18 protein-coding genes are annotated in these 23,692 nt (G+C 65.0%); 7 read left to right on the top strand and 11 right to left on the bottom strand.

Annotated features, from left to right (window positions below; genetic code table 11):
- Positions 1 to 6 precede the first annotated feature (6 nt).
- From ACZYTC_RS02535 to ACZYTC_RS02510, 6 genes are all read right to left on the bottom strand, one after another.
- Positions 7 to 1,287: an ABC transporter substrate-binding protein gene (locus tag ACZYTC_RS02535; protein WP_434957579.1), complete on the bottom strand. Its 1,281-nt coding sequence runs from the start codon at positions 1,285 to 1,287 to the stop codon at positions 7 to 9.
- Positions 1,288 to 1,470: 183 nt separating this feature from the next.
- Positions 1,471 to 3,000 carry an aldehyde dehydrogenase family protein gene (locus ACZYTC_RS02530; protein ID WP_434957580.1) on the bottom strand — a complete coding sequence of 510 codons (1,530 nt, stop codon included), beginning with the start codon at positions 2,998 to 3,000 and terminating at the stop codon, positions 1,471 to 1,473.
- Positions 2,997 to 3,770: an enoyl-CoA hydratase/isomerase family protein gene (locus ACZYTC_RS02525; RefSeq protein WP_488988830.1), complete on the bottom strand. Its 774-nt coding sequence runs from the start codon at positions 3,768 to 3,770 to the stop codon at positions 2,997 to 2,999. Before ACZYTC_RS02525 ends, ACZYTC_RS02530 begins: the two co-directional genes overlap by 4 nt.
- Positions 3,763 to 5,361, bottom strand: a complete 1,599-nt coding sequence (locus tag ACZYTC_RS02520; protein ID WP_441770425.1) for an acyl CoA:acetate/3-ketoacid CoA transferase — start codon at positions 5,359 to 5,361, stop codon at positions 3,763 to 3,765. Before ACZYTC_RS02520 ends, ACZYTC_RS02525 begins: the two co-directional genes overlap by 8 nt.
- A gap of 4 nt (positions 5,362 to 5,365) precedes the next feature.
- Entirely contained in the window at positions 5,366 to 6,409 is a 1,044-nt protein-coding gene (locus ACZYTC_RS02515) for a Gfo/Idh/MocA family protein (protein WP_434957583.1), read from the bottom strand.
- Positions 6,409 to 7,467, bottom strand: a complete 1,059-nt coding sequence (locus ACZYTC_RS02510; RefSeq protein ID WP_434957584.1) for a LacI family DNA-binding transcriptional regulator — start codon at positions 7,465 to 7,467, stop codon at positions 6,409 to 6,411. The genes ACZYTC_RS02515 and ACZYTC_RS02510 overlap by 1 nt, the downstream gene beginning before the upstream one ends.
- A 448-nt stretch (positions 7,468 to 7,915) precedes the next feature.
- On the opposite strand from ACZYTC_RS02510, the gene ACZYTC_RS02505 reads away from it, so the two are divergent.
- The 3 genes from ACZYTC_RS02505 to mbfA all read left to right on the top strand — a co-directional run bounded on the left by ACZYTC_RS02505 (position 7,916) and on the right by mbfA (position 10,764).
- Complete coding sequence (locus ACZYTC_RS02505; protein WP_488988829.1) at positions 7,916 to 9,079, top strand: dihydrodipicolinate synthase family protein; 1,164 nt, start codon at positions 7,916 to 7,918, stop codon at positions 9,077 to 9,079.
- An 81-nt stretch (positions 9,080 to 9,160) separates the two neighbouring features.
- Entirely contained in the window at positions 9,161 to 9,736 is a 576-nt protein-coding gene (locus tag ACZYTC_RS02500) for a Yip1 family protein (RefSeq protein ID WP_488988828.1), read from the top strand.
- A 74-nt stretch (positions 9,737 to 9,810) separates the two neighbouring features.
- Complete coding sequence (gene mbfA / locus ACZYTC_RS02495) at positions 9,811 to 10,764, top strand: iron exporter MbfA (RefSeq protein WP_434957587.1); 954 nt, start codon at positions 9,811 to 9,813, stop codon at positions 10,762 to 10,764.
- A gap of 40 nt (positions 10,765 to 10,804) precedes the next feature.
- Here the strand turns inward: mbfA and ACZYTC_RS02490 are convergent, their stop codons facing one another.
- The 3 genes from ACZYTC_RS02490 to ACZYTC_RS02480 form a co-directional block, all read right to left on the bottom strand.
- Positions 10,805 to 12,649 (bottom strand): reverse transcriptase family protein, encoded by a 1,845-nt coding sequence (locus ACZYTC_RS02490; protein WP_488988827.1) that lies wholly within the window; start codon positions 12,647 to 12,649, stop codon positions 10,805 to 10,807.
- A gap of 409 nt (positions 12,650 to 13,058) precedes the next feature.
- Entirely contained in the window at positions 13,059 to 14,729 is a 1,671-nt protein-coding gene (locus ACZYTC_RS02485; RefSeq protein WP_488988826.1) for an SWIM zinc finger family protein, read from the bottom strand.
- Positions 14,726 to 17,890, bottom strand: coding sequence for a hypothetical protein (locus ACZYTC_RS02480; protein WP_488988825.1), 3,165 nt, complete (start codon positions 17,888 to 17,890; stop codon positions 14,726 to 14,728). Before ACZYTC_RS02480 ends, ACZYTC_RS02485 begins: the two co-directional genes overlap by 4 nt.
- 199 nt (positions 17,891 to 18,089) lie before the next feature.
- Between ACZYTC_RS02480 and ACZYTC_RS02475 the strand changes: the two genes are divergently transcribed.
- Both ACZYTC_RS02475 and ACZYTC_RS02470 read left to right on the top strand, forming a co-directional pair.
- On the top strand, positions 18,090 to 18,806 hold the full coding sequence (locus tag ACZYTC_RS02475) for an aldolase (protein WP_441770419.1): 717 nt from the start codon (positions 18,090 to 18,092) through the stop codon (positions 18,804 to 18,806).
- Positions 18,803 to 19,015 (top strand): hypothetical protein, encoded by a 213-nt coding sequence (locus ACZYTC_RS02470; protein ID WP_434957592.1) that lies wholly within the window; start codon positions 18,803 to 18,805, stop codon positions 19,013 to 19,015. Before ACZYTC_RS02475 ends, ACZYTC_RS02470 begins: the two co-directional genes overlap by 4 nt.
- A 211-nt stretch (positions 19,016 to 19,226) precedes the next feature.
- Here ACZYTC_RS02470 and ACZYTC_RS02465 read toward each other — a convergent pair whose 3' ends face one another.
- On the bottom strand, positions 19,227 to 19,391 hold the full coding sequence (locus tag ACZYTC_RS02465) for a DUF1127 domain-containing protein (protein WP_082979645.1): 165 nt from the start codon (positions 19,389 to 19,391) through the stop codon (positions 19,227 to 19,229).
- 333 nt (positions 19,392 to 19,724) lie between these two features.
- On the opposite strand from ACZYTC_RS02465, the gene ACZYTC_RS02460 reads away from it, so the two are divergent.
- Both ACZYTC_RS02460 and ACZYTC_RS02455 read left to right on the top strand, forming a co-directional pair.
- Positions 19,725 to 20,558 (top strand): ROK family protein, encoded by an 834-nt coding sequence (locus tag ACZYTC_RS02460; protein ID WP_488988824.1) that lies wholly within the window; start codon positions 19,725 to 19,727, stop codon positions 20,556 to 20,558.
- Complete coding sequence (locus tag ACZYTC_RS02455; RefSeq protein WP_488988823.1) at positions 20,555 to 22,948, top strand: glucan 1,4-alpha-glucosidase; 2,394 nt, start codon at positions 20,555 to 20,557, stop codon at positions 22,946 to 22,948. Before ACZYTC_RS02460 ends, ACZYTC_RS02455 begins: the two co-directional genes overlap by 4 nt.
- A gap of 88 nt (positions 22,949 to 23,036) precedes the next feature.
- On the opposite strand, the gene ACZYTC_RS02450 is transcribed toward ACZYTC_RS02455, so the two are convergent.
- Positions 23,037 to 23,660, bottom strand: a complete 624-nt coding sequence (locus tag ACZYTC_RS02450; protein WP_441770416.1) for a LysE family translocator — start codon at positions 23,658 to 23,660, stop codon at positions 23,037 to 23,039.
- Positions 23,661 to 23,692 lie beyond the last annotated feature (32 nt).

Raw genomic sequence — 23,692 nt, 5'->3', positions numbered from 1 at the left:
CAGCGCTTACTTGGCTTCGTCGATGGCCTTGACGAGCTGGGTGACAGCCTCGTCCGAGGTCTTGATCTGGCCGTTGAAGAACTTGTCCACCACGTCCTTGTAAGCGGTGGCGACGGCCGGCGTCGCGCCATAGCCTTGGGCGAGCGAGCCGAACAGCGTACCGCCGTCATTGGCCTTCTTCAGATCGGCGATACCCTTCTTGCCGCAGGCGTCGAAGTCGGTGTCCGGCACGTCGGTGCGGGCGGGAACCGAACCCTTGACCACGTTGAAGGACGACTGGAACGACTTGGACAGCGTTGCCTTGGCGAGCGCGAGCTGGGCTTCCTTGCGATCAGCAGGAACCGCGAACATGCCGAACATGTCGGAGTTGTAGACGACGCTGCCGTCGGTGCCCGGGAAGCGCATGCAGATATAGTCGGTGCCCGGGGTCTTGCTGGCGGCCTTGAACTCGCCCTTGGCCCAGTCACCCATCACCTGTACCAAGGCATCGCCCTTGATCACCATGGCGGTGGTCAGGTTCCAGTCGCGGCCCGAGAAGTTGGGGTCGACATAGGTCTTGAGCTTGGCCAGGTTGTCGAAGGCCTTCTTCATGGTGTCCGACTTCAGCGAGGCTTCGTCGAGGTCGTTCATCGCCTTCTTGTAGAACTCGGGGCCGCCCGTGGAGAGCACGACCGAGTCGAACATGGTGGCTTCCTGCCAATCCTGGCCGCCGAGTGCGAGCGGCGTGACGCCTGCAGCCTTGGCCTTGTCGAGCAGGGCGATGAAGTCGTCAAAGGTCTTCGGTTCGGTGCCACCGATCTTGTCCATCACGGCCTTGTTGATCCACAGCCAGTTGACCGAGTGGACGTTGACCGGGACGGCGACCCACTTGCCGTCATAGACGGCGAATTTCTGCAACGGTGCCGGCACTGCCTTGTCCCAGCCTTCCGACTTGGCGAGCTCGGTCAGGTCGCCCATCTTGCCGGCGGCGGCATAGTCGAGCACGGTATAGCCCAGCATCTGGGACGCCGTCGGATTGTTGCCGGCTGCGACCATGGCCTTCAGCGCGGTCATGGCGGCATCGCCACCGCCGCCTGCGACCGGGACGTCCTTCCAGGCATAGCCCTCCTTGGCCAGATCCTGCTTGAGGACGTTGAGCGCGGCTGCCTCGCCGCCCGACGTCCACCAGTGCAGCATCTGCACTTCCTTGGTCTGTGCCTGCGCCGCGCTGACGAGACCAAGGCTGGCGAAGCCGAGGCCGGCGGCGGCGAGCGCTACGCCTGCGATCAGTTTGGTACGAACGGTCATCTAATCCTCCCATGACCTTATGATGCCGGATACGTTCCGGCGACGTCTCATTCCAAGCCTCGAAGACGCAGATGCATCCTCGGCTTGAACACCTGCCGATTTTCTCTTCTCCAAATCAGGGATTTGAAGAAAATCGGCAGAAGGCACCAAGAGGCATTTTCAATACCTCTTGGTCTCGATCGCCTACCGCGGCAGCCACCAGGCCGTGCGCGGTCCGCAATGAAGATGCATCGTCTTTTCCTCGGTGTAATCAGCCACGGCATTGCGGCCGAGTTCCCGTCCGATCCCCGATTGCCGGAAACCGCCGAAGGGCAGCTCGGCAGCCCCGTCCATGAAGGTGTTGGTCCAAACCGTCCCGGCCTTGAGGCGCCTGGAGATGCCGACGGCCGTGTCGAAATCCCGGCTCCATACGCTGGCCGACAAACCGTAATCGACACCATTGGCGATGGAAACGGCCTCGTCGGCACTGGTGAAACGCATCACGGTCGCCACCGGCCCGAACACCTCGTCGCGGGCAATCGCCATCGAGGCGCGCGCGCCGGCAACCACCGTCGTTGCCATGAACTGGCCGGCGTCGCTTTCCAGGCGGTCTCCTCCCAGGGCTATTTCGGCTCCCTCCGCCCTGGCGGCGACGACATGGCCCTCGACCTGGGCCAGATGCTGCGGCGAAATCAGCGCCCCGACGAGGGTTGCCGGATCCAGGGGATCGCCGACCACGACCTGGCGAGAGCGCTTGACGAATTCGGCCTCGAACTCGGCAGCGATGTCCTGATGTACGAGCAGGCGACTGCCGGCATTGCAGCATTCGCCTGCGTTGAAATAGGAGCCGAACACCGCGGCATCGAGCGCCGCGTCGAGATCGGCATCGGGGAAGATCAATTGCGGATTCTTGCCGCCCAGTTCCATGGACAGCTTCTTCAGCGTACCCGAGGCCGCCGCCATCGCCGCCTTGCCGACCCGGGTCGAACCGGTGAAGGAGACCATATCGACACGGCCATCCGTGGTCATCGGCCCGCCCATCTCGGGACCGTAGCCGGAGAGGATGTTGACCACCCCCTCGGGCAGGCCGGCCTCTGCCAGCAAATGGCCGAGCAGCAGGGTCGAGCCCGAAGTCATCTCGCTCGGCTTGACCACCGCGGTGCAACCGGCGGCCAGGGCGAAGGGCAGCTTCTGGCTGACGATCAGGAAGGGGAAGTTCCAGGGCGTGATGATGGACACCACCCCGATCGGCTCGCGCATCACCAGGCCGAGCTTGTTGGCGCCGATGGTGTTGTAGCTCTCGCCATGCAAATCGCGGGCAAGGCCTGCCGCATAACGCCAGATGTCGACGGCTCCGGCCATCTCGCCGCGGGCCTGGCTGATCGGTTTGCCGGCTTCGAGGCTGTCGAGCGTGGCGAAGATCTCGAGCTTTTCGTCGATCAGGTCGGCGACCTTGTGGAGGAAGCGCGAGCGCTCCGCTCCGGTCAACGAGGGCCATGGCCCGTTATCGAAGGCTTGGCGCGCCGCGTCGAGGGCGCGATCGAGATCGGCAGCCCCCGCTTGCGGATAAAGGCCCACCCGCTCGCCATGGCCGGGGCTGAGCCGTTCGATGGTCCGCCCCTCGGCGGCGGGCCCGAAGGTTCCGGCAATGAAAAGCTGGTGCTCACGGGGGATGCCGGCGAGCGCGGCGGCGAAACGGGCCTTGTCGAGGCGGACGGCAATCGTCACGGTCATCTTCCCTTGAAATCGGGCGTGCGCTTCTCGACGAAGCTGGCGACGCCCTCCTTGAGATCGTCGGTGTAGGAGACCAACGATCCGGCGAGGATCTCGATGGCGGCGGCGGCATCCTCGCCTTCCGCCGCATTGATCATCTGCTTGGCGACGGCATTGGCGATCGGTGCGCGCACCGCAATCTTCCGAGCAAGTTCGCGCGCCTGTTCGAGCCCCTGCCCCTTGGGTGCGATCTCGTCGATCAGTCCGAGTTGCAACGCCCGCTCGGCCGTGACGATCTCGCCGGTCAGGGCAAGGCGGCGCACCGCGGCAGCGCCAAAGCGGGTGACGAGGCGCTGCGTGCCCGACCAGCCTGGCACCATGCCGATGCCGGTCTCGGGCAGGCCGAACTTGGCCTGTTCCTCGGCGATGCGGATATCGGCAGTCGCCGCCAATTCGAGGCCCCCGCCTAGCGCATGCCCGTTGATGGCCGCGATTAGCGGCGCGCGCAGCCGCGTCAGGCGGTCGAAGACGCGATGGCCGTCGCGCACCCATTGCTGGCCCATGTCGAGGGGCGAAAGCTTGCCCCAGGCGGCAATGTCGCCGCCCGCGCAAAAACCCTTGCCCTCACCGGTGAGGATGGCGGCACGGATGGAACCATGCCGGTCGATCCGTTCGGCCGCGATGGCAAGCCCGGATATCATCGTCTCGTCGAGTGCGTTGAGTTTTTCGGGCCGGGCCAGCGTGATGACGGCGATGCCGTCTTCGATATCGAGACGGACGGGATCAGACATCGGCCTGCCCTCCTCCGATATCCAGCCCGATCGGCTCCGGCCGGAACAAGGCCGCATCCATCACCTTGAGGTCGTCGGAGACCAGCAGCGCGAACTCGGCCTGGGCCAGGACATCGCGCTCGAGGTCGACGCCGGGTGCGATCTCCGTGACCACGATGCCCTTCTGCGTCAGCTTGAGCACGCAGCGCTCGGTGACATAGGTGATGTCCTGCCCCTGGGCGACGGCGCGGCGACCGGAGAAGGAGACATGTTCGACCGTCTCGACCAGTTTCCTGACCTTGCCTTCCTTGGCGATGACCAGCGCGCCGTTCTCGACGGCCAGGCCGGCGGCGGCCGTGAAGAAGCCGGAGAAGATGATGCGCCGGGCCCGAGCGGTGATGTCGACGAAGCCTCCGGCCCCCGCCGTCACATGCGGACGCACGCCGAGCTTGGAGACGTTGACGCTGCCCTCGCGGTCGATCTGCAGGAAGGAGAGCAGCGAGGCATCGAACCCCGCGCCCTGAAAATAGGTGAACTGATAGGGCGAAGGCATGATCGCCTCGGCGTTGGAGGCACAGCCGAACTGGAAGTCGGTGAGCGGTACGCCGCCGACGGCCCCCTGTTCGATCACCCAGGTCACCTCGCCATGACGGCCTTCCTCGATCAGGATGCGCGGCACGTTGGCCGAAATGCCGAAGCCGATATTGACGGCATCGCCGTAGCGCAATTCCTGCGCCACCCGACGGGCAATCACTTTGGAGACGCCGAATTCGGGGATCTCGAAGCTCGACAGCGGCCGGAAGATCTCGCCCGAGATCGCCGGCTCGTAGGGTGTCTGCGTCGTCTGCATCTGGTCCGGCGCGACCACGATGGCATCCACGAGCACGCCGGGCACCAGCACGTTCTGCGGCTTGAGCGTGCCGCTCTCGGCGAGGCGTTTCACCTGGGCGATGACGATGCCGCCATTGTTGCGTACGGCCAGCGCCTGGTCGAGCGGACCGAGATAGCCGCCCTCATGTTCGTAGGAGAGATTGCCGCGCTCATCGGCCGTGGTGGCTCGAATGATGGCGACCTCGGGAATGATGGTCTTGAAATACAGCCAGTTCTCGCCGTCGAATTCGACCTGGCGCACGATCGGCGCTTCCATGGCCCGCTTGTTCATGGCGCAGCCCTCGCGAGCGGGATCGACGAAAGTGTCCATGCCGATCTTGGTCAGCACGCCGGGGCGCTTGGCCGCCGCCTCGCGATGCATGTCGAACAGGATGCCGGAGGGGATGTTGTAGGCGGGGATCTCATTGCCGGTGATCATCTTCCAGATCGCCGGCGGCTCTGCCGAAGAGGGGCCGGAAGGATAGGAGCCACCCAGGATACAGGAGAGCAGACCGGGCTTGGCGATATGATCGACGCCCTTGATGCCCCACATGTCGCCTGCCGCGATGGGGTGCAGCGTGGTGAGGTTGCGCGGATGGCCGGAGGCTTCGAAGCGGCGGCCGATGGCAGCCAGCATTGCGTCCGGACAGCCGAGGCCGGACGAGGAGGAGACGGTCACCACGGCGCCGTCGGGGATGAGCGCGGCAGCCTGGTCGGCGGAGAGGACTTTCGGGAAGGCCATCGGATCAGAGCCCCGGCTCGACAGCGACTTCGCGGCCTGTTTTGGCGGATTTCAGCACGGCCAGGGCCAGCGCCATCGAGCGGATGCCGTCCTCGCCTGTGGCCGATGGCGTGCCCTTCCCGCGCACAGCGTTCTGGAAATTGGCGACGCTGCGGACATAGAGGTTTTCCGGCTCGAACGGCAGCTTGTGCTCGCCGGATGCATTGCGCAGCACCACTTCGCCGACGGGCTTTTGCGTCATGCAATTGGTACCGATCAGGGAGCCTTCGCTGCCGTGCACTTCGAAGCCCGTATTGGCATAGGCCGTGGTGAAGGCGTCGTGGAACTGCGCCAGCAATCCGCTCTCGAAGCGCACCACGCCCATGACGCCGTCCTCGATGCCGGCACCACCCATGCCACCCTGCTGGGTGAAGGCCGTTGCCGCTACCGGCTCTTCGCCGAGCACGAAACGCAGCGTGTCGGCATCGTGCACGGTGATGTCCATCACCACGCCAGAGCCGGCCTTGGCATCCTTGATGCGCCAGCCCTGCAGATGGGGCGGCAGATAGACAGCGTGGAAGACCCGGGCAAACAACGGCTTGCCGATCCGGCCCGTAGCAACGGCATCGCGCATGACGCGGAACGCCGCTGCATTGCGCAGATGGTGATTGGTGGCCATGACGACGCCGGCTTCCTTGCAGGCGGCGACCATCCGATGCGCATCGGAAAGCTTGAGGGCAAGCGGCTTTTCGCACAGCACATGGATGCCGGCCTTGGCGGCTGCCAAGGTCTGCGCCTTGTGCTTCTCGTTGGTGGTGGCGATGTAGACGGCGTCGATATCCTTGGCGAGCAGCGTCGCCAGGCTCCGGGTCGAATGGGGAATGCCGTTTGCCTTGGCATAGGCCCTGCCGCGCTCGGCATCGGAAGACATCACGCTGACGACTTCGCCGCCGGTTTCGCGGATCGCTCCGATCATCCATTCCTTGGCGATCGTCGTGGCGCCGACGATCCCCCAGCGCAAGCCCCTTTTTGAAGCTGCCACGTTCTTACCCGACGTTGGCTGGGCCATTATGCCGTCTCCTTCAAGATAGTATGTCCATGAGCGCCGCAGGATTCACGCACCACCAGACGGGTCGTGCCGATGAAGGACATCGCCTCCGGATCGGCCCCATCGATCAGGCCGAGCAGGCTGCGGGCCGCGCGGGTACCCATGACCCTGGTATCGGCGTTGACGGTGGTGAGGGGGGGCGCATTGTGCTCGGCCTCGACGATATCGTCGAAGCCGATCACCGCGAAATCGGTGCCGACGCGGATGCCGCGCAAGCCCAAGGCGCGGGTCGCCCCCATCGCCACGATGTCGTTGTAGCAGAAGGCGGCCGTCGGCTTGTGGGCACTCGCCAGGGCAGCGGCGATCGCCTCGGCGCCCCCGGCGCGCGTCGGCATCGCTTCGAAGATCAGTTCGCCGCGCAGCGGCAGACCAGCGGCGATCAGGGCGTCCTGATAGCCGGAAATGCGCTCTTTCTGCGTGGTCATGGTGCCGAAGCCGCCGAGAAAGGCGATGGAGCGGTGGCCGAGATTGATGAGGTGACTTACGGCCTCGCGCGAGCCGGTGCGGTTGTCGGGACCGATATAGGGCAAGGTGCTGCCCTCGACCCGCCGCATGGTCAGCACCATCGGCAGGGAGCGCGGCAGGGTCTCGGCCAGCGACCAGACATCGGTACCGCGAGCCGGGCTCATGATGATGCCGGCGACCCCGTGCTCTCGCAGGGATTGCAGCACACGGGTCTGCCGCTCGACGTCTTCGTTGGTGTTGGCCAGGATGGGCACGAAGCCCATATTGTGCAGCCCATCCTCGATGCCGACCGCAAGCTCGGTGAAGAAGGGATTCATCAGATCGGAGATCACCATGCCCACGAAACTCGAACGGGCGGTGCGCAGACTCGCAGCCGAGCGGTTGTAGACATAGCCGAGCTGGTCGATGGCCCGCATGACGCGGTCGCGTGTGGCCGACTTGACGAGGGGAGAGTCCTTGAGCACCAGCGACACGGTCGACTTCGACACGCCGACCGCCCTGGCGATATCGACGATCGTCGTGGCCCGGCTTACGCCGCGCTTGCCTCCGCCCATCCTCACGCTCCCTCGGCTGGCCTCTTGAAGCGGGCCAGTGATCTATATTTTTGGAACGTTCCTACATCCATGTCAATACCGCTTTCGCTTGGTCAAGAACCCATTGAAATGAAAGGATAAATATCCTCATCAATGAAATATTCTTGACTTTGGAACGTTCTAATTGACATGCTTATTCCCAAGGCCGCGACGCCATGGCCACTTTTTGCCAGTATCTTGGGACGATGTGTCGGATCCTGCTTTGCAGCAGATTCCCCGCCAGGACCCAGCCATCGGGCGAAAAGTGCCCCAAGCGAATTCCTTCCGGTCGAGTCCCTGCTCGACCAGAAGGAATTCGCGGGATTTCAAAGGCTTGCAGAATTTCCCGAGAGTGCCCACGAAGGAGCACTATCGGGAAATTCTGCTGGGCGTCGAAGAAGCCGGACGAGAGAGGAACGAGGAGAGGCCGATGAGCGCGCTGATATTGCCCACTGTCGATGGCGGCCTGGAGGCCTATCATTATGGCCCCTCCTCCCCCTACCCCCTCGTCCATACCGGCAATTTCCCACGCACCCTTTATGCAGCCGCCCATGTCGTCGCCGATCCGCGGCGGCTGGACGACCCCTGGCGCAGCCCCGCCATCGATTGGGAAGCGACGTTGCGGTTTCGCCGCCATCTATGGGGGCTCGGCTTCAAGATCGCGGAGGCGATGGACACCTCGCAGCGCGGTCTGGGCCTGGACTGGGCCGCCGCCGCCGAACTGATCGAGCGCTCGCTGGCCGAAGCTCGCAGCATGCCCGGTGCGGACCTGGCCTGCGGGGCCGGCACCGACCAGCTCACCCCTGAAACCGCCACCACGCTCGACGACGTCATCCGTGCCTATGAGGAACAGATCGCCCATGTCGAGAAGCATGGCGGACGCATCATCCTGATGGCGAGCCGGGCCCTGTGCCGCCTTGCCAAGGGGCCCGACGACTACCTCACCGTCTATGGACGGCTGATCGAGCAGACACGCGACAAGGTGATCCTGCACTGGCTCGGCGAAGCGTTCGACCCGGCACTCGCAGGCTATTGGGGCTCGCAGGCCTTCGAGCCCGCCATGCAGACGGTGCTGGAACTGACCCGCAGCCACGCCGGCAAGATCGACGGCATCAAGATTTCCCTTCTCGACGCCAGCAAGGAAATCACCATGCGCCGGCTGCTGCCGGAGGGCGTGGCGATGTATACCGGCGACGATTTCAACTATGCCGAACTGATGCAGGGCGACCTGCAGGGCTTCTCGCATGGATTGCTGGGCATCTTCGATCCGATCGCGCCGGCGGCCGCCGCTGCGATGGACCGCCTCGCGGCGGGCAACGCCGAGGGCTATCGCATCATTCTCGATCCCACCGTGACGCTGGCGCGCCGCCTGTTCGAGGCGCCGACCCAGTTCTACAAGAGCGGGGTGGTGTTCCTGTCCTGGCTCAACGGCTTCCAGTCGCATTTCCGCATGGTGGGCGGCGCCGAGTCGGCCCGCGGCATCGCGCATTACGCCGATATCTTCCGCCTGGCCGACAAGGCCCAGCTCCTCATCGATCCCGAGAAAGCGGCCCATCGCATGAAGCTGCTCTGTGCCCTGAACGGTATTGGATAACTCTCCAAGCACCTGCGACGGACCATGACGGCGCTGCGCCCCGTGCTATGCAAAGGGCGATCGATCGGAGTTGTCATCATCATGGTCATGGACATCGGGGCGCGGGCGCGGAACCTTTTGCTGTCGCCGTCAGCCGAATGGCGAAATATCGCTGCCGAGGCGACCAGCGTCGAGCGTATCTATCGGAACTATGTGCTCTATCTCGCCGCCATCGGCCCGATTGCCGGTTTCATCGGCACTTCGCTGATCGGCGTCGGCGGTCTGCGCATCGGCTTGGCCTCGGGCCTCTGCCTGGCCGTCCTGCGCTACCTCGTTTCCCTCGCCACGCTCCATGCCATGGCTATCGTCATCAACCGCCTGGCTCCCCATTTCGGCGGCAGACCCGACTTCCTCGGCGCCTTCAAACTTGCCGCCTACAGCATGACCGCAGCGTGGCTCGCCAACGTCTTCACCGTCATTCCGGCGTTGGGACTGTTTGCTATCGTCGGCCTCTACAGCGTCTATCTCCTCTTCACCGGCATTCCAGTGCTGACGCGAGCGCCGGTCTTGAAGGTACCGATCTATACGATTGCAGTGGTGTTGATCGGCATTCTTCTCAATTTCCTGATGGGTTCTGTGCTGGCGTGGCTGTTCGTGCCCCCGTTTTTCCCGGGATAGGGATTGGGCTCGACACAAGCCGAGGAGAGGGATAGAAGGAACTTAATTTAGAACCATTCTAATCTGAGTTCGCTATGAAACGCTTTGCCGACCTGAACGAGGCCGAGATCCTCGCGCTCGCCATCTCCAACGAGGAGGAGGATGCGCGCATCTATCTGCAGTTCGCCAATCGCCTGCGCACCGATTTTCCGGGCTCCGCCAAGATCTTCGAGGCAATGGCACAAGAAGAGCACGGCCATCGCCACCGCTTGCTGGAGACCTATACAGCCAAGTTCGGTGATACCCTGCCCTATATCACCCGCCAGGATGTCAGCGGCTTCCTCAAGCGCAACCCGATCTGGCTGCTCGACAATCTACGCATCGACGCGGTGCGCGAACAGGCCGAGGCCATGGAGCTGGAAGCCGCCCAATTCTATGCCAAGGCGGCGGAACGGGCCCATGACGTCGAAATCCGCACCCTGCTGGCCGATCTCGCAGAAGAAGAAAAGCGCCACGAAAGCCTGGCCGAGACGCTGGAGTCCAAGCTGCCGGCCGATCAGAAACGCAGCGAGGAAGAAACCTCCCGGCGCCTTTTCGTGCTGCAGATCGTGCAGCCTGCCCTGGCCGGGCTGATCGACGGTTCGATCTCCACTCTCGCCCCGATCTTCGCCGCCGCCTTCGCCACCCTGAACTCCTGGGACGCCTTCCTGGTCGGCATGGCCGCCTCGATCGGCGCCGGCATCAGCATGGGCTTGACCGAGGCCCTGTCGGACGACGGCGAGATCACCGGGCGCGGCCATCCCTGGGTGCGCGGCGCCGCGTGCGGCGTGATGACCACCGTGGGCGGCCTCGGCCACACCCTGCCCTACCTCATCCCCGACTTCTGGGTGGCGACCGGCGTCGCCGGCTGCGTGGTCGTGCTGGAGCTCATCGCCATCGCCTGGATCCGCACCCGCTTCATGGCCACGCCCTTTACCTCGGCGATCGTGCAGGTGGTCCTCGGTGGCATCCTGGTTTTGCTCACTGGCATCCTGATCGGCAGCCAGTGAGGACAGGGCGAAGGCAACGATCGTTGTAGCCGCTCTGTCTTCAACCCTGCTTCCACAGCCAGCGCAGATAGATGAATAGGCCGATGCCGCTGATAAACGGCCCGATCACCGGGATGAGGACGGGGACAATCAGGATCGCGGCAATCACCAGCAGGCGCTGCGGCGTGAAGCGCGGCCTCTTGCCGGCTGGCGGCTCGCGGCGTGTCTCCCGCCGGTCCGCCGTCTGGCCCACCGAAGACGCCGCCGTCTCGGCGGAAGGCCGCCGCAGGGCACTTTGCACGGCAGGCCGGGCTTCCGCCTGACGCCGGGCCTGTTCGGCCTTCCTGGCCTCTTCGCGCGCGAGAGCCGCCAGTACGGGATCGAGAGCCGGCGCTGGCCTTTCCGCCGGCAACCAATGATGGCCAGCCGGCGCGCGCCCGGCCGCGGCGGCGGCGCGGAAAGCCACTGCACCGCCCGGCTGCTTCGGTCTTGCAGCCGGGACGGCATACGCCGCGGCGATGCGGCGCGCGCGCTCCAGCAGGGCGGCACCCTGCTGCGGATCCACCATGGCCGCGAACTGGCCGAAGCCGAGCAGGGAGCGCACAACATCCTTGCCGGGACCAAAATGGCGGCCAGCCGGACCGTGTTTTTCCACCTGCTGCAGCACGGCGCGATAGCGGCGCAGCAAGGGACGGGGAACGGCGACCCGTTCGTTGACGGTCAGTCCCGTGACCTCCTGATGCCCCGAGCGGCGCATGATGCGGGTCTTGTCGGGATGGACGGTGAAGCCCTCGGCGGTGACAATGCTCTGCACCGCCTTCAGCAAGGTGCCAATCTTGCGCACCGCCTCGCCCGAGCCCGAAAAAGTAAGGTCGTCGGCATAGCGGCTATAGGTAAAGCCGAGTTCGTTGGCGAGGCCGTCCAGCCGGCGATCGAGATAGCGGCAGATGACATTGGTGATCGCGGGGCTGGTCGGCGCGCCCTGGGGCAAGAGGCGCCTGCCGTCGCCGACGAAATGGCGCTCGCCGTCGAGATGGACCTCGTCGACCATCGCCTCGGTGCAGAGCAGCGCGAGCAGGATCGCTGCTTTTTCCGCATACCCTAGGGACCGGAACATGCCCTTCACCCGTGCATAGGTGAGGGTCGGGAAGAAATCCTTGAGGTCGAGATTGACAACCACGTCCTTGCCGACATGGTTGCGGGCATTGGTGAGGATCGAACGCTCGGGCACGAAACCATGCGCCGCCTCGTGCAGGCCGACGCGAGCGAGGATGTTGTCGAGCACCCAATATTGCGCCCGCTTCAGCCTTGGCATCGGCGCCGAGATCAGGCGCTCTCCACCAGTCTTTTTGGGAATACGGAAACGCTGATAATGGCTGACGGAAGAGACTTTGCGACTGAAGGTGAGAAAGCGCAGCTCTGAAAGGGGAATACCGATGCCGTCCGCCAGGGCCTTGGCATCTGCGATATCGGGTAGTCCCGGCAGGAGCGGCCGCCTGATCGGATCGGCGCTGAGACCGGCGGAGACGCCCTCCCCCAGATAAAGCACTTCGCGCTGGCGCCGCAGATGCCAAGCCTCGGCCCGGTCCTGCCGGGCCTGGGCATGGCGGCGCCTGGTCTCGGCCCGCCGTGCCAGGGCCTCGGCCTTGCGGCGCTTGTGCATCTCCTTGATCGCCCGCTCCGGATCGCTCCACAGGGCGTTCTGGCGCTGAAGCTCACCGAGTTCGCGCAGGGCCTCGCCGCGCTCGCGTATCGCCGCGGCCGCCGGGCTCGGCGCGGCCGTGCCATCCGGCCAGAAGCCGAGCCGGATCATCTCTTCGAGAATGACCTCGTCCTTGGACGATACGCGGATGCGGTCATAGAGTTCCTGCCGGGTCAGGCTTCCCGGTGCGACGGTCTGGTTCACGTCGCCTCCCGCCATTGGGGACGAAGGAACGCGTCGGCGCGGGGAACCGGAAGGGGCGCAGGCCGGGCTGCCTTCGTCTCATCCAAGGACTGGATCAATCCACTCGAAGCGGGGACGCCTACCGGTGCGCTATTGGGTTCAAGGAACCCAATCTGCAATAGCGCACCGGTAGGCAGTCCCCGCCCAGTGAAGATTGGGCCAGTGATGCGTGAACGGTCATGTTGCAAGGACGGCGATACGCCGCCCGGGTTGCAAGGTCCTGACCGGCCCGCGCCCTTCCGATAGGTGAGGTAAGCGCATCCGCTCACCGATTTCAAGCCATGTCGCCGTTCCCGGCGGAACAGCGGCGAGAAAGCTCCAACGTGACGGCGCGCCGTCCCTGGCGACGGCTCGGTAAACAAGGGAAGCCTCATGCCGCGCCCCCCTTGTCCTGGGCCACGCCCTCGACCTCGGCATGGAAGATGCGCCTGAGCGCCAGCATGTGCTCGCAAGGCCCGCGCATCATCTTGTTGTGGCCGTAGAAATGACAGCTGCAGCGTGCCTCGACCAGGCGATCGTCAGCGTCGATCGTGAGCGCGACACTCTCCTTGCGGGCGTTGTCGAGCACGGTGCCGGTGACGACGCGGCGGCCCTGATTGCGGTCGACGCCGGCGATGGTGACGAGATTGGCCTCGACCAGGCGATCGGCGTTGGCCTCCTGCTCGCTGGCGAAACGCAGTTCCGACAGCGCCAGGGGCTCGCGCGTGAGTTCGCGCCGGCGATAGACCCCCTTGTCGAGGTCGAACATCACCCGCCCCGCCTGGGTATAGGCGGCCAGAGCGGCCTGGACGATACCCTCCTCCAGCCCGAGGTCACGGGCGAGGTCCCGCGCCGGCGCGGCATGCCGGTCTCCGAGTGCGGCGAATACGCGCCGGGCCGTATCGGCATCCACCTTGTGGCGGGGGGCCAGCAGATCGAACTGACCGGCCGAGGACCAGTCATTGGCCGTCCAGCCGGAGAGGCCGAGGGTGAAGCGGATCCCGCCGAAATCGACCACGAAGAAAGAGGGAAGCCCCGTGCCGGTGAGGTGCACGCGCACGCTGCGGGCAAGCGGCAGCGCCCGTTCCAGGATGGCGAGGCGGCGCCGGCCCCAGAGCCGGATCTCGCCTCCTTCCCGACCCCGATAGATCGAGCGCCGGAAGGTGAGGCGCTCGCCCCAGGGCTCGACCAGGACCTCTACCGGCGCATCGGGCTTGAGCAGGAAGCGCAACGAGCGTGGGCCGACGCGCTCCTTCCGGCGCGCGAGGCTGGTGAGGATATTGGCAAGATCCATCGGATTGAGGTCGAAGACATGCGCCGGCAGGGTCATGGCGCTCGATACCTGCAGGAAGCCCCGGACCCAGCTATCGGGGAGGTCGATCTTCTCCTCGCGGAAGCCGTTGTCGTCGGCGGTCTGCACTTCGAAGCCGGACGGATCGATGCTCAGCGTGGTGTCGCGATAGGTCCTGATCTTCTGGAATTCGTCATAGAGCGCATGGCTGTAGTCGATATTGGTGGTGCCATAGGCCATCTCGCCGAGTTGCTCGAACACGTCGTGATCGCAGGACAGGCGCCCATAGCTGGACTCATCCAGGCTGAAGCATTCGAAGAAGATCTCGTCCGGATGCACGGTGATGACCGGATCCAGCACGATCCAGGCATCGCGATTTTGCTTGTAGAGATAGTTGAAATAGGCCTGCCGCGCCGTGAAGAATGGCTTCATCAAGCGCTGGCTCTCGTCATCGAGCGTGCGAATGCGCTTTTGCAGCGTTTCGATGCGCGGCTTCAATTCCTCGCGGCGGGTGGCCGCCTCGGCCAGCAAGGCCGCCTCGTTCTGCTTCAACCATTCGAAATAGGCCGTGCGATCGCGCGGCTTGAACCTGAGATCCGACACCACGACATGGTGCAGCGCGGAGATCGCCTCGCGAAAGGCGAGGTGGCGCGCGACCTTCCCGGTGAAGAAGGTCGGCTGGCGCAGCGTATCGGGCGCGAAGCCGAAAGTGGACGCCCCCGCATCTGTACTGGCGCGGCTTTCGCCGAGAAAACGGTAGACGAAATTCATGCCGCGCTCTCCTGCGAGGCTGAAGGAACCGCCAGACGGGCCGGTGTAAAACGAATCGGGGCTTGGGCGATCGGCAAGGCGATATCCGGCCACCGGCGGGCAATCTCGGTGAGGATGGCGAGCGCCGGCGCCCGGTCCTTGGCAACAGCGCTGAGGGTCAAATCATGTAAGAGGCGCCAGATCGCCTGCGCCCTTTCATGGCTTTCGAGCGCCTCCCGCCGGAGCGCTGCGAACACGCGGTCCTTGGCGATCCGGCCACGATTGATCTGCATCAGAATGATGCGAGCCTGCGTCAGGAAGGTCGCGAACAAGGTGGGATTCGCAAGGCTCTGTCCGGTGATCAGTTCGGTGACGAAGAGATGGAAGCTGCCCGAGGGGTGTTCGAGCACGCGCGCGAGCACCATGCCGGCATCGCCCGTATCGAGGCTCCGGCGCAGCAATTGGCGTGCACTCTCCTGCACGGCCGGCGAGGTGGAATCGGCCATCACCGCCAATGCGGCAGCCGGCAAGGCGCCATCGGGCCAGGCCAGCAGCCGCCGTGTAGCGGGCTCGCGTATGTCATCCCACTCGCTTTCGACCAGCAGCACCGCATCCTCGGGTGCTGCCAGGAAGCGGGCCTGGTCGGTCTCGAAGGCATTGAGGGCGAAGGCGCGCACCGCCGCGAAGGGATGATTGCCGAGCCGGGCAAGCTGCTTGACGGAAAAGCGCGAAGCATCGCTCTGCGTGATCGCCCGGGTGCCGAGCAGCCGCGCACCCTTGGCCCGTGCCTGCAACAGGCGCCAGAGCGTCGATGTATCGATGCCGGTGAGAAAATCGGGCAGGCTTGCGGCGAACAGCTCGACCATATCGGCCGCATGCCCGTCGGAAGGTTCGGCCCGGAACAGGCCATCGATCAGCCTGTCCCTGAGAGCCTCCGCAAAGCCGCGATTGTGCACAGCAAGCCGGGCCACCAGTGGGCGGGCCGCCGCGCGCAGATCCGCGTGGGCCCCGGTGGCGGCCGCGAGGATGGTCTGGCTTTGCGCTTCGAGTTCAGCGTCTTCGAGCCGGGCGAGCAGGCGCATGGAGGCGGACCGCACCGGCAGCGATTCGGCTGCGAGGACGGCATCCCAGAAGGGGCGCGGCAGCTCGCCAGGGCGAATCGGCGTAACGGCGAGCAGTTCGATCGCAGCCCCCTGCACCACGCTGGCCTTGTGGCCCGTCAATGCCCCGATGGCGGCCGGGGGCAGCGGGCAGTCATGGGCGGGCCATAGAGCAGGCAGCAAAGACAGGGCAAAGCGCAGGCTGGCGACCTGGCGCTCGTCCGGTTCGGCCGACAGGGCTCCCAGCCAGGTTGCGAAATCCTCGGTCAGGCGGACCCGCTGCTGCCAGTTCGGCGGGCGTTGTTCCAGCCAATCGCGGCTCGCCTGCTGCATGCGCGCCTGCGTGGTGAGCAGGGCCGCCAATGCCAAAGCCGGTTCGGACCAGGGCCATTCGGGACGCGCGGCGATCGCCCGTATTGCCAGCATATGGGCCTCGCCGAGGTCGGCCTGCATCAGGGCCGCGATCAAGGCGGCATCGGCCTTGCCATCGTTGACGAGGCGGCGCGCCAACGATACCGCCAGGCCCAGCACCTCGATATAGGGAGAGGTCAGCAGGTCAGGGATCGCTGCGGCATCCATCGCCGCCGGCCGCACCGGCCCTTCCTGCAGGGCCTGGACGGCAAAGAGTGCCGCGGCCTGGTAGCGTGCCCCTGCCGCCACCCGCAGCAGGCGCTGCGGCTGGGTGTCCCACAACGCCGGAAACGCCTCCCCGCGCCCATCCGCACCCGCTTCGTCGGCAACCGAGAAGCTCAGCCTGTTGGGACGGAAGCCCACGCCGGGTTGATTGCGGTGAAGCAGTTGGCCGAGACTCCAGATCCGCCGCAGGGCCGGATAATAGAGCGTGCGCCGCTGATACCGCCCGTCGACCTGCACGAAATGCTGCTGCTCATAGGCCTTCTCGCCATCGGCATCGCTGAAAGCCAGCAGCAGCTCGCACGCCATCGCGGTGAAAGCGTCCTGGCCGAGTTCGCCGCGCTTGCGCAGGCTGCGCCAGGCCCGGCGCTTGAAATAAAGCAGCGTCTGTTCCGACAGCGCGACGCGCGGCGTGGCGCTGGCCTGCTCCTCACTGAGCTTCAGGGGCTTGCGCTCGCCCGGGAGCCAGACCTGGCCGCGATAGGCATAACGATACATCGGCGAGGCCAGCTCGAACTGGCGGGCCGTCGCCGCAAAGAGCGGACCATCATCGGTGAGGTCGGCATATTTGAACAGGCGCCGCAACACCTGCACGAAGGGAGGCCGGGCGGAGACGGCGGCGAGCCCCGCCAGCAGGGCCTTCCGGGCGGCGGCATCGACGAGCGCGCGATGGGCAAGGGCAATCAGGAACTGGTTGGCGAAGCCCGGCTGCATCGCTGCCACCGCAAGCAGCGTATCGACCAGGGCATGGCCATCGGCGGCGGCGATGGCGGCCTCGATGGCCGCAGCCTGCGCCGCATTGCCGGCCCTGGGCAGCGCAAGGCGCGGCGGCTGCCGGGCCGGACCGAGGAGATCGCTGGCGAGAGCGTAGGCGGCATAGTCGCGCGCTATCGCGCTGATATTGGTCTCGGCGATCCCGGCCAAAAGCCCGGCCGCATCCGGGCCGCCGCAGCGCGCCAGGGCATGCACCAGGCTGTAGCTCGCCTCGTTTGGGCCAAGCTTTTCGGTCATGGCCGCGAGCTGCGGCCAGGCGGCCCTCAGACGGATAACGCCGATGCGCCAGAACAGGCGATCGCGCTCCTTGGCGGGCCAGGGCGAACGCAGGCAGGACGCGAGCTGGTTCAGCAACTCGCCATCGCGGCCGCCCACCGGCGGCTCACCAGGCGCTTGGGAGGTCGCCACAGGCTTGGCTTCCTCGCCCATGCGGCGATAGCCGTCATTCACCTTCGAAATGACGACGCTGTCATAAAGCTTTTCTGCCGATGACAACGCGACCGGGGAAGGTGTCTTCGTACCATCTCGCAGCGTCGCCCCACGCCTGCCATATCGAAAATTGACCAGATAACGTTCTTCGACTTGCTGACGCTCGAGATCGACGAGATCCACCTCGTAGATCTTGTCGGATGTCCCCTCTTTCATCCATAGGCGGACAGAACGGACGAGTTTCATTACCACCCCATGGATGCATTCTTCGATGAAGGTGTGGCAAGTTCCGCCTCCGGCGTCAATCGGCTGCGCGCATCAGGCGATCCCGAGGAAACACTGCCGGAAAGTGCGCGCGGCACCTTCAGCGCGGCATCATGGCCGTTGCGGTCAGCCCGCCGGCACGGGATAAGAAAGCTTACCATCCCGTGATCGGACGAATGCAATGCCTGATATCGACGTCTTCCGCCGCGAACTCGCGGCCGCCTTCCGCCTTGCCGCGAAGTTCGACTTCAACGAAGGCATCTGCAATCATTTCTCGGTGCAGGTCCCGGGTGCCGACGAGCGCTACCTCTTCAATCCCTACGGTGTCCACTGGTCGGAAATGCGTCCGGCCGATCTTCTGCTCGTTGATGGACAGGGGCAGATCCTGGAGGGCGAAGGCGAGCTGGAGGCGACCGCGCGCAACATCCACATTGCCGGGCACCGCGCCAATCCACGTCATCTTTGCCTGCTGCACACCCATATGCCCTGGGCCACCAGCCTGACCATGATCGAGGGGGGGCGGCTCGAAATGGCGCATCAGACGGCGGCCCGCTTCTACGGCCGAACTGCCTATAACGATGAATTCGGCGGCTTCGCCTCGGGCAAGAAGGAAGGCGAGCGCATCGCCAGTTCCGCCAAGTCGGACCAGAAGGCCGATATCGTCTTCCTGGCCCATCATGGCGTCATCGTCGGCGGCCCCTCCGTCGCCACCGCCTTCGACGATCTCTATTACCTCGACCGCGCCTGCCGCCAGCAGGTGCTGGCGATGTCGACCGGCCGGCCGCTCAAGCTCATTCCACAGCAGGTCATCGAGAGCACGGCGCGCGAATGGACTGATGTCCTCGACCACCAGGCCAAGCTGCATTTCGAGGCGCTGATGCGGATCAACGGCCTGTGACGGCGCTACGCTGGGTGCGTATCCGCCAGAACGGCCGGGCAGAATTGTGGAAGCTCGACAAGCCGCTTACCGAGGGCGGCGTTGCCACTTTCTATCGTGGCCGGCTCTTCGAACAGAAGGGTGGTGAGCGGGTGAAGCTGGACGAGGAGGTCAAGTTTACCGAGGCCGAACCGGCCTTGGCCTGGTTTGAACGCCAGCAAGCCTCCTAGAATCACTTCTGCGCTGCGTGAGCTATGCGCTGAGCGCGGATGGCCCTACGGATGCCTCTGTATAACCAAGAGGTACGCTATCCCCTTCCTTTCGCAAGTGCAGCATAAGCGCCCCTGCATTTCCTGGGGAACCGGCTCAAGCAAGGACAAAGAAAAAGCCGCCGGGAATCATCCCGGCGGCTTTGCATTCCGTAACGGATGCTAAGCTCGATTAGCGAGCAGCGCCGCGAGCGATTTCCTCGATACGGCCGCGGAAGATGCCGAGATCAGCAAGCTCACGGTCATCGAGAGCCGAGAGAGCCTGAAGGGTACGGCGATAATTGCGATAGGCCGTGAAACGAGAAGCGATCGAAGAGACGAAACCGAAGAGAACCATGACACTTACTTTCCGAAGAGATTGATTTGTTGCAGTGCATATACTCCTCTTTTGCACCGCACGGTAAAAAATCGCACAGACCGGCGCGTATGCCCGGTATGCGGCGCTTGCATGGATTTTGTGCATAGCGCTTAGCAATAGGGCAACATTCCGCCTCAATCGAATGCCGGCGCCCAAACGGGGACGGATTCCGCCTCCGAATTGCCGCAGGGGTAACCAAGCTGGTAGGATCGCCACCAAAATAAAGCCGGCAACACAAGCCAGCCACAATTGCGCCTTTCCATCGACGAAGCCCAGTAAGGCTGGGGTCGCCGTCAATCAGGGAGCTTGCCCGTGGCCAAGGAGACATCCGACATCCTCGCCATCGACATTGGAGGCACCGGCCTCAAGGCGGCGATCATCAATCCGGGCGGCCAGATGCAGGGAGAACGGGTGCGCGTTGCCACGCCCCATCCTTGCCCGCCCGATCTATTGGTCGAGACCCTGGCGGAGCTGGTCGCGTCCCTTCCCGCCTATAGCCGGATCTCGGTGGGCTTTCCTGGCGTGATCAGGCATGGCCGCGTCCTCACCGCCCCCCACCTTGCTCCCGATGGCTGGGACGGTTTCCCGCTCGGACAGAAACTTTCGGCACGGCTCGGCGACAAGCCGATACGGCTGATCAACGATGCGGAAGTCCAGGGCCTCGGCCTGATCAGAGGCAAGGGCATCGAGCTTACCTTAACCCTGGGCACCGGAGCGGGGACGGCGGTGTTCCGTGACGGCGAGCTGATGCCGCATATGGAGCTGGCCCACCACCCGATTACCCGCTCCAAGACCTATGACGACTATATCGGCGAGGCAGCACGGGAGAAGATCGGCAACAAGCGCTGGAACAAGCGGTTGAAGCATGTCATCGACGTGCTTTTCGTGCTGTTCCACTATGACCACCTCTATCTCGGCGGCGGCAACACCAAGCATGTGAAACTCGCGCTACCGGCCAACGTCACGCTCGGCTCCAACGATGCCGGCCTCGACGGAGGTGCGGCGCTCTGGCGCCTGAAGAATTTCCACGAATCCGAAGAAGCGCCGGTGCCCCGCAAGGCTAAACCTTCCAGCAAGGACAAGCCTCCCGGCAAGTCTCGACCACCCCGCAAGGCCGAATCGATCGGCAAAAAGGGCAAGGCATGAGCGAAACCAATCCGCCCCCCGGTGCCCCGGGCGTCGAGCCACGCTGGACCTCGGCCGCCAAGAGCGGCATCGGCACCGCCGGTTCCGCGTCGAGCCGTGTCTGGTTCGCCCTCAGCCACGGCATCCTCAATGAGATCTACTATCCGCGCATCGACCTCGCCTGCATCAGGGATTGCGGCCTCCTGGTCACGGCGGCAGACTATTTTTCCGAGGAAAAGCGCGACGCCGACGGCGACATCCGCATGGAGAGCGACGGCATCCCGATCTTCGAACTCGTCAACACGGCGCAGGACGGGCGTTATCGCATCAGCAAGACTGTGCTGGCCGACCCCTTCCGCGACAGCCTGTTGCAGGACATTCGATTCGAGGCTCTAAAGGGCGAGACTGAGGATTACGGCCTGCACGTGCTGCTGTCGCCGCACCTCGTCAACCAGGGCAGCCACAACACCGCCTGGGTCGACGACTACAAGGGGCACGGCCTGCTGATGGCCAGCGGCAGCTACGGTTATTCGCTCGCCCTCGCCGCCTCGGTTCCCTGGCAGGCCCGCTCGGCCGGCTATGTCGGTTTTTCCGACGGCTGGCAGACCCTCAAACGAGGCGAAGGCGTCAACCCCGCCTGGCTCCGCGCCGAGGATGGCAATGTCGCGCTGAGCGGCACGCTCGACCTTCGCGGCAGCCAGGGCCGTGTGCTGCTCAGCCTCGGCCTGGGCCTCAGGCCGGAGGAAGCGGCTCTCAACGCCATCGCCAGCCTGCAGCAAGGGTTCGAGCCCGCGCGCCGGCGCGTGCGCACCATCTGGCAGGGCTGGCAGGCGGGCCTCGAGGATCTCGACCATATCAGCCCCGCTCGAGGCACCAGCTACCGCACCAGCACCGCCGTGCTTGCCGCCCATCGCACCGGCGCCTTCACGGGCGGCGCCATCGCCAGCCTGTCGACGCCCTGGGGCTACAACAAGGGTGACAACGATCTCGGCGGCTACCACCTGATCTGGCCGCGCGACCTCGTCGAGACGGCCGGAGGGTTCCTGGCGGCCGGCAGCCCGGCCGATGCGCGCGGCATCCTCGACTATCTCGCCGCCATCCAGGAGGGCGACGGCCATTGGGCCCAGAACAACTGGACCGACGGCCATCCCTATTGGGACGGCATCCAGATGGACGAGACCGCCTTCCCCATCCTGCTCTACGACATGCTCGTGCGGGCCGGCAGTCTCGATGCCACCGATGCCAGGCGCTTCGTACCGATGGTGGAGCGCGCCGCGAGCTTCGTGCTGCGTAACGGGCCGGTCACCGACGAGGATCGCTGGGAAGAGGACGCCGGCTATTCACCCTTCACGCTTGCCGTCGAAATCGCCGCTTTGCTCGCCGCTGCCGACGCCATGGACGCGGCGGATCGCCCGGATGCCGCCGCGTTGCTGCGCGAGACGGCCGACGCATGGCATGCCGAAATCGACGACTGGACCTTTGCCATCGATACCGACCTTGCCAGGGCGCTCGGCATTCCCGGCTATTATGTCCGCATCGGCCCCGGCGACACCGAGGACGGGCCGGGCCTCGGCGGCAATGTCGCCATCAAGAACCGCTCCGCCCAGGAGGCCGTGCTCAGCGCCAAGATGCTTCTCAGTCCCGACGCCCTCGCCTTGGTGCGGTTCGGCCTGCGTGCCGCCGACGACCCGCGCATGGTGGCGACCGTGAAGGCGATCGACCATCTCCTGAAAAAGGATCTGCCCAGTGGCCCCTGCTGGTATCGCTACAACAATGACGGCTATGGCGAGCATGAGGACGGATCTGCCTTCGACGGCACCGGCGTCGGCCGGCTCTGGCCGCTCCTGACCGGTGAACGCGCCCATTACGAACTCGCTGCCGGCAGGCCTGAAGAGGCCCGGCGCCTGCTGGCAGCGCTCGAAGCCTCGGCGGGGCCTGGCGGCCAATTGCCCGAACAGATCTGGGACGGCGCCGACCGGCCGGAGCACGAACTCTTCCTCGGCAAGCCGACCGGCAGCGCCATGCCGCTGGTCTGGGCCCATGGCGAGCATATCAAGCTGCTGCGCTCGCTGCGGGATGGGGCCGTGTTCGACACCCCACCCCAGACGGTCGAGCGTTATCTGAAGCGCAAGATTACGAGCAACCGCCGCTTCTGGCGGCTCAACCACCAGCGCCGAGCCATTGCCCCCGGCCAGGTCCTGCGCATCGAACTCGCCGACCTTTCGGCAATTCGCTGGAGCTTCGACGGCTGGGCCAGCCATGACGAAGGCCGAACCCATGATGCGGGCCTGTCCCTCCATGTGCTCGACCTGCCGACCTCGGCCCTGCCTGATGGCGCCGAGATCCGCTTCCGCCTCGCGCCGATCGGCGGCCCCTGGCTGGAGGAGGACTATCGGGTGACGGTGGGGTAGAAAAAGCGCAACTTCCTCGAATGTATTTGCCCTTTACCACGAAGGCCGCGCCGCCCCTCGCTCTTACAAATGAGGCGAGCAACTGCCTTCACGAACCCACCCCCGTCAGGGCCGAGGCCAACATCCAGACAGCGACCAGCGCCAGCATGAAGGCGTAGGCAAAGCCCTGGATGCGCAAGGCCCGGGGCGAGGAGAAGCGCCGGGCCAGCCACATCGCGCCGAGTGCCCAGACGAAATGCGAGACCAGACTGAGGATGGTGAGGGCGACGGCGATGATCAGGGCATTGGCGACCAGCTCTTTATCGGGCAATTGGAACTGGGCGTAGATGATGAGCAGGAGCGTCAACCCCTTCACGTTCAGGCCCTGTACCAGCATGCCACCCCCAAACCCCATCGGCGATGCGTCGGTGGCCGTCGACGCGCTGAGTGCCGAACCCCGTGCCATCTCGAAGGCGATATAGAGAACGACCAGTGCCCCGACGACCTGCACCATGGTGAGCAGACCGGGATAGTTGACCAGGAAGCCGGTGACACCCAGGCCAACCAGGAAAGCGGGCAGGAACACCATCAGGTCCATGCCGAGGATCATCGGCACCGATCGCATCAGGCCGTGGCGGCCTCCCGCCGCCGCGCAGAGGAAATTCGTCGGCCCGGGGCTGAACATCAGCGGAAAGACCAGCAGGAACAGCTTGACGAAAGCTTCGACACTCACCGAATGGCTCCGCCGTCATCATGTCGAGAGTT

It is taken from the genome of Labrys sp. F242 (genome assembly GCF_057813875.1).
This window is presented reverse-complemented; position numbering and strand designations above follow the sequence as displayed.

What these genes read in the sequence shown, in the direction of transcription:
- ACZYTC_RS02480 (WP_488988825.1), bottom strand. Translation starts at nt 17,890, where the DNA reads ATGAAACTCGTCCGTTCTGTCCGCCTATGGATGAAAGAGGGGACATCC.
- ACZYTC_RS02525 (WP_488988830.1), bottom strand. Translation starts at nt 3,770, where the DNA reads ATGTCTGATCCCGTCCGTCTCGATATCGAAGACGGCATCGCCGTCATC.
- ACZYTC_RS02455 (WP_488988823.1), top strand. Translation starts at nt 20,555, where the DNA reads ATGAGCGAAACCAATCCGCCCCCCGGTGCCCCGGGCGTCGAGCCACGC.
- ACZYTC_RS02520 (WP_441770425.1), bottom strand. Translation starts at nt 5,361, where the DNA reads ATGGCCTTCCCGAAAGTCCTCTCCGCCGACCAGGCTGCCGCGCTCATC.
- ACZYTC_RS02465 (WP_082979645.1), bottom strand. Translation starts at nt 19,391, where the DNA reads ATGGTTCTCTTCGGTTTCGTCTCTTCGATCGCTTCTCGTTTCACGGCC.
- ACZYTC_RS02510 (WP_434957584.1), bottom strand. Translation starts at nt 7,467, where the DNA reads ATGGGCGGAGGCAAGCGCGGCGTAAGCCGGGCCACGACGATCGTCGAT.
- ACZYTC_RS02530 (WP_434957580.1), bottom strand. Translation starts at nt 3,000, where the DNA reads ATGACCGTGACGATTGCCGTCCGCCTCGACAAGGCCCGTTTCGCCGCC.
- ACZYTC_RS02505 (WP_488988829.1), top strand. Translation starts at nt 7,916, where the DNA reads ATGAGCGCGCTGATATTGCCCACTGTCGATGGCGGCCTGGAGGCCTAT.
- ACZYTC_RS02500 (WP_488988828.1), top strand. Translation starts at nt 9,161, where the DNA reads ATGGTCATGGACATCGGGGCGCGGGCGCGGAACCTTTTGCTGTCGCCG.
- mbfA (WP_434957587.1), top strand. Translation starts at nt 9,811, where the DNA reads ATGAAACGCTTTGCCGACCTGAACGAGGCCGAGATCCTCGCGCTCGCC.
- ACZYTC_RS02485 (WP_488988826.1), bottom strand. Translation starts at nt 14,729, where the DNA reads ATGAATTTCGTCTACCGTTTTCTCGGCGAAAGCCGCGCCAGTACAGAT.
- ACZYTC_RS02535 (WP_434957579.1), bottom strand. Translation starts at nt 1,287, where the DNA reads ATGACCGTTCGTACCAAACTGATCGCAGGCGTAGCGCTCGCCGCCGCC.
- ACZYTC_RS02515 (WP_434957583.1), bottom strand. Translation starts at nt 6,409, where the DNA reads ATGGCCCAGCCAACGTCGGGTAAGAACGTGGCAGCTTCAAAAAGGGGC.
- ACZYTC_RS02475 (WP_441770419.1), top strand. Translation starts at nt 18,090, where the DNA reads ATGCCTGATATCGACGTCTTCCGCCGCGAACTCGCGGCCGCCTTCCGC.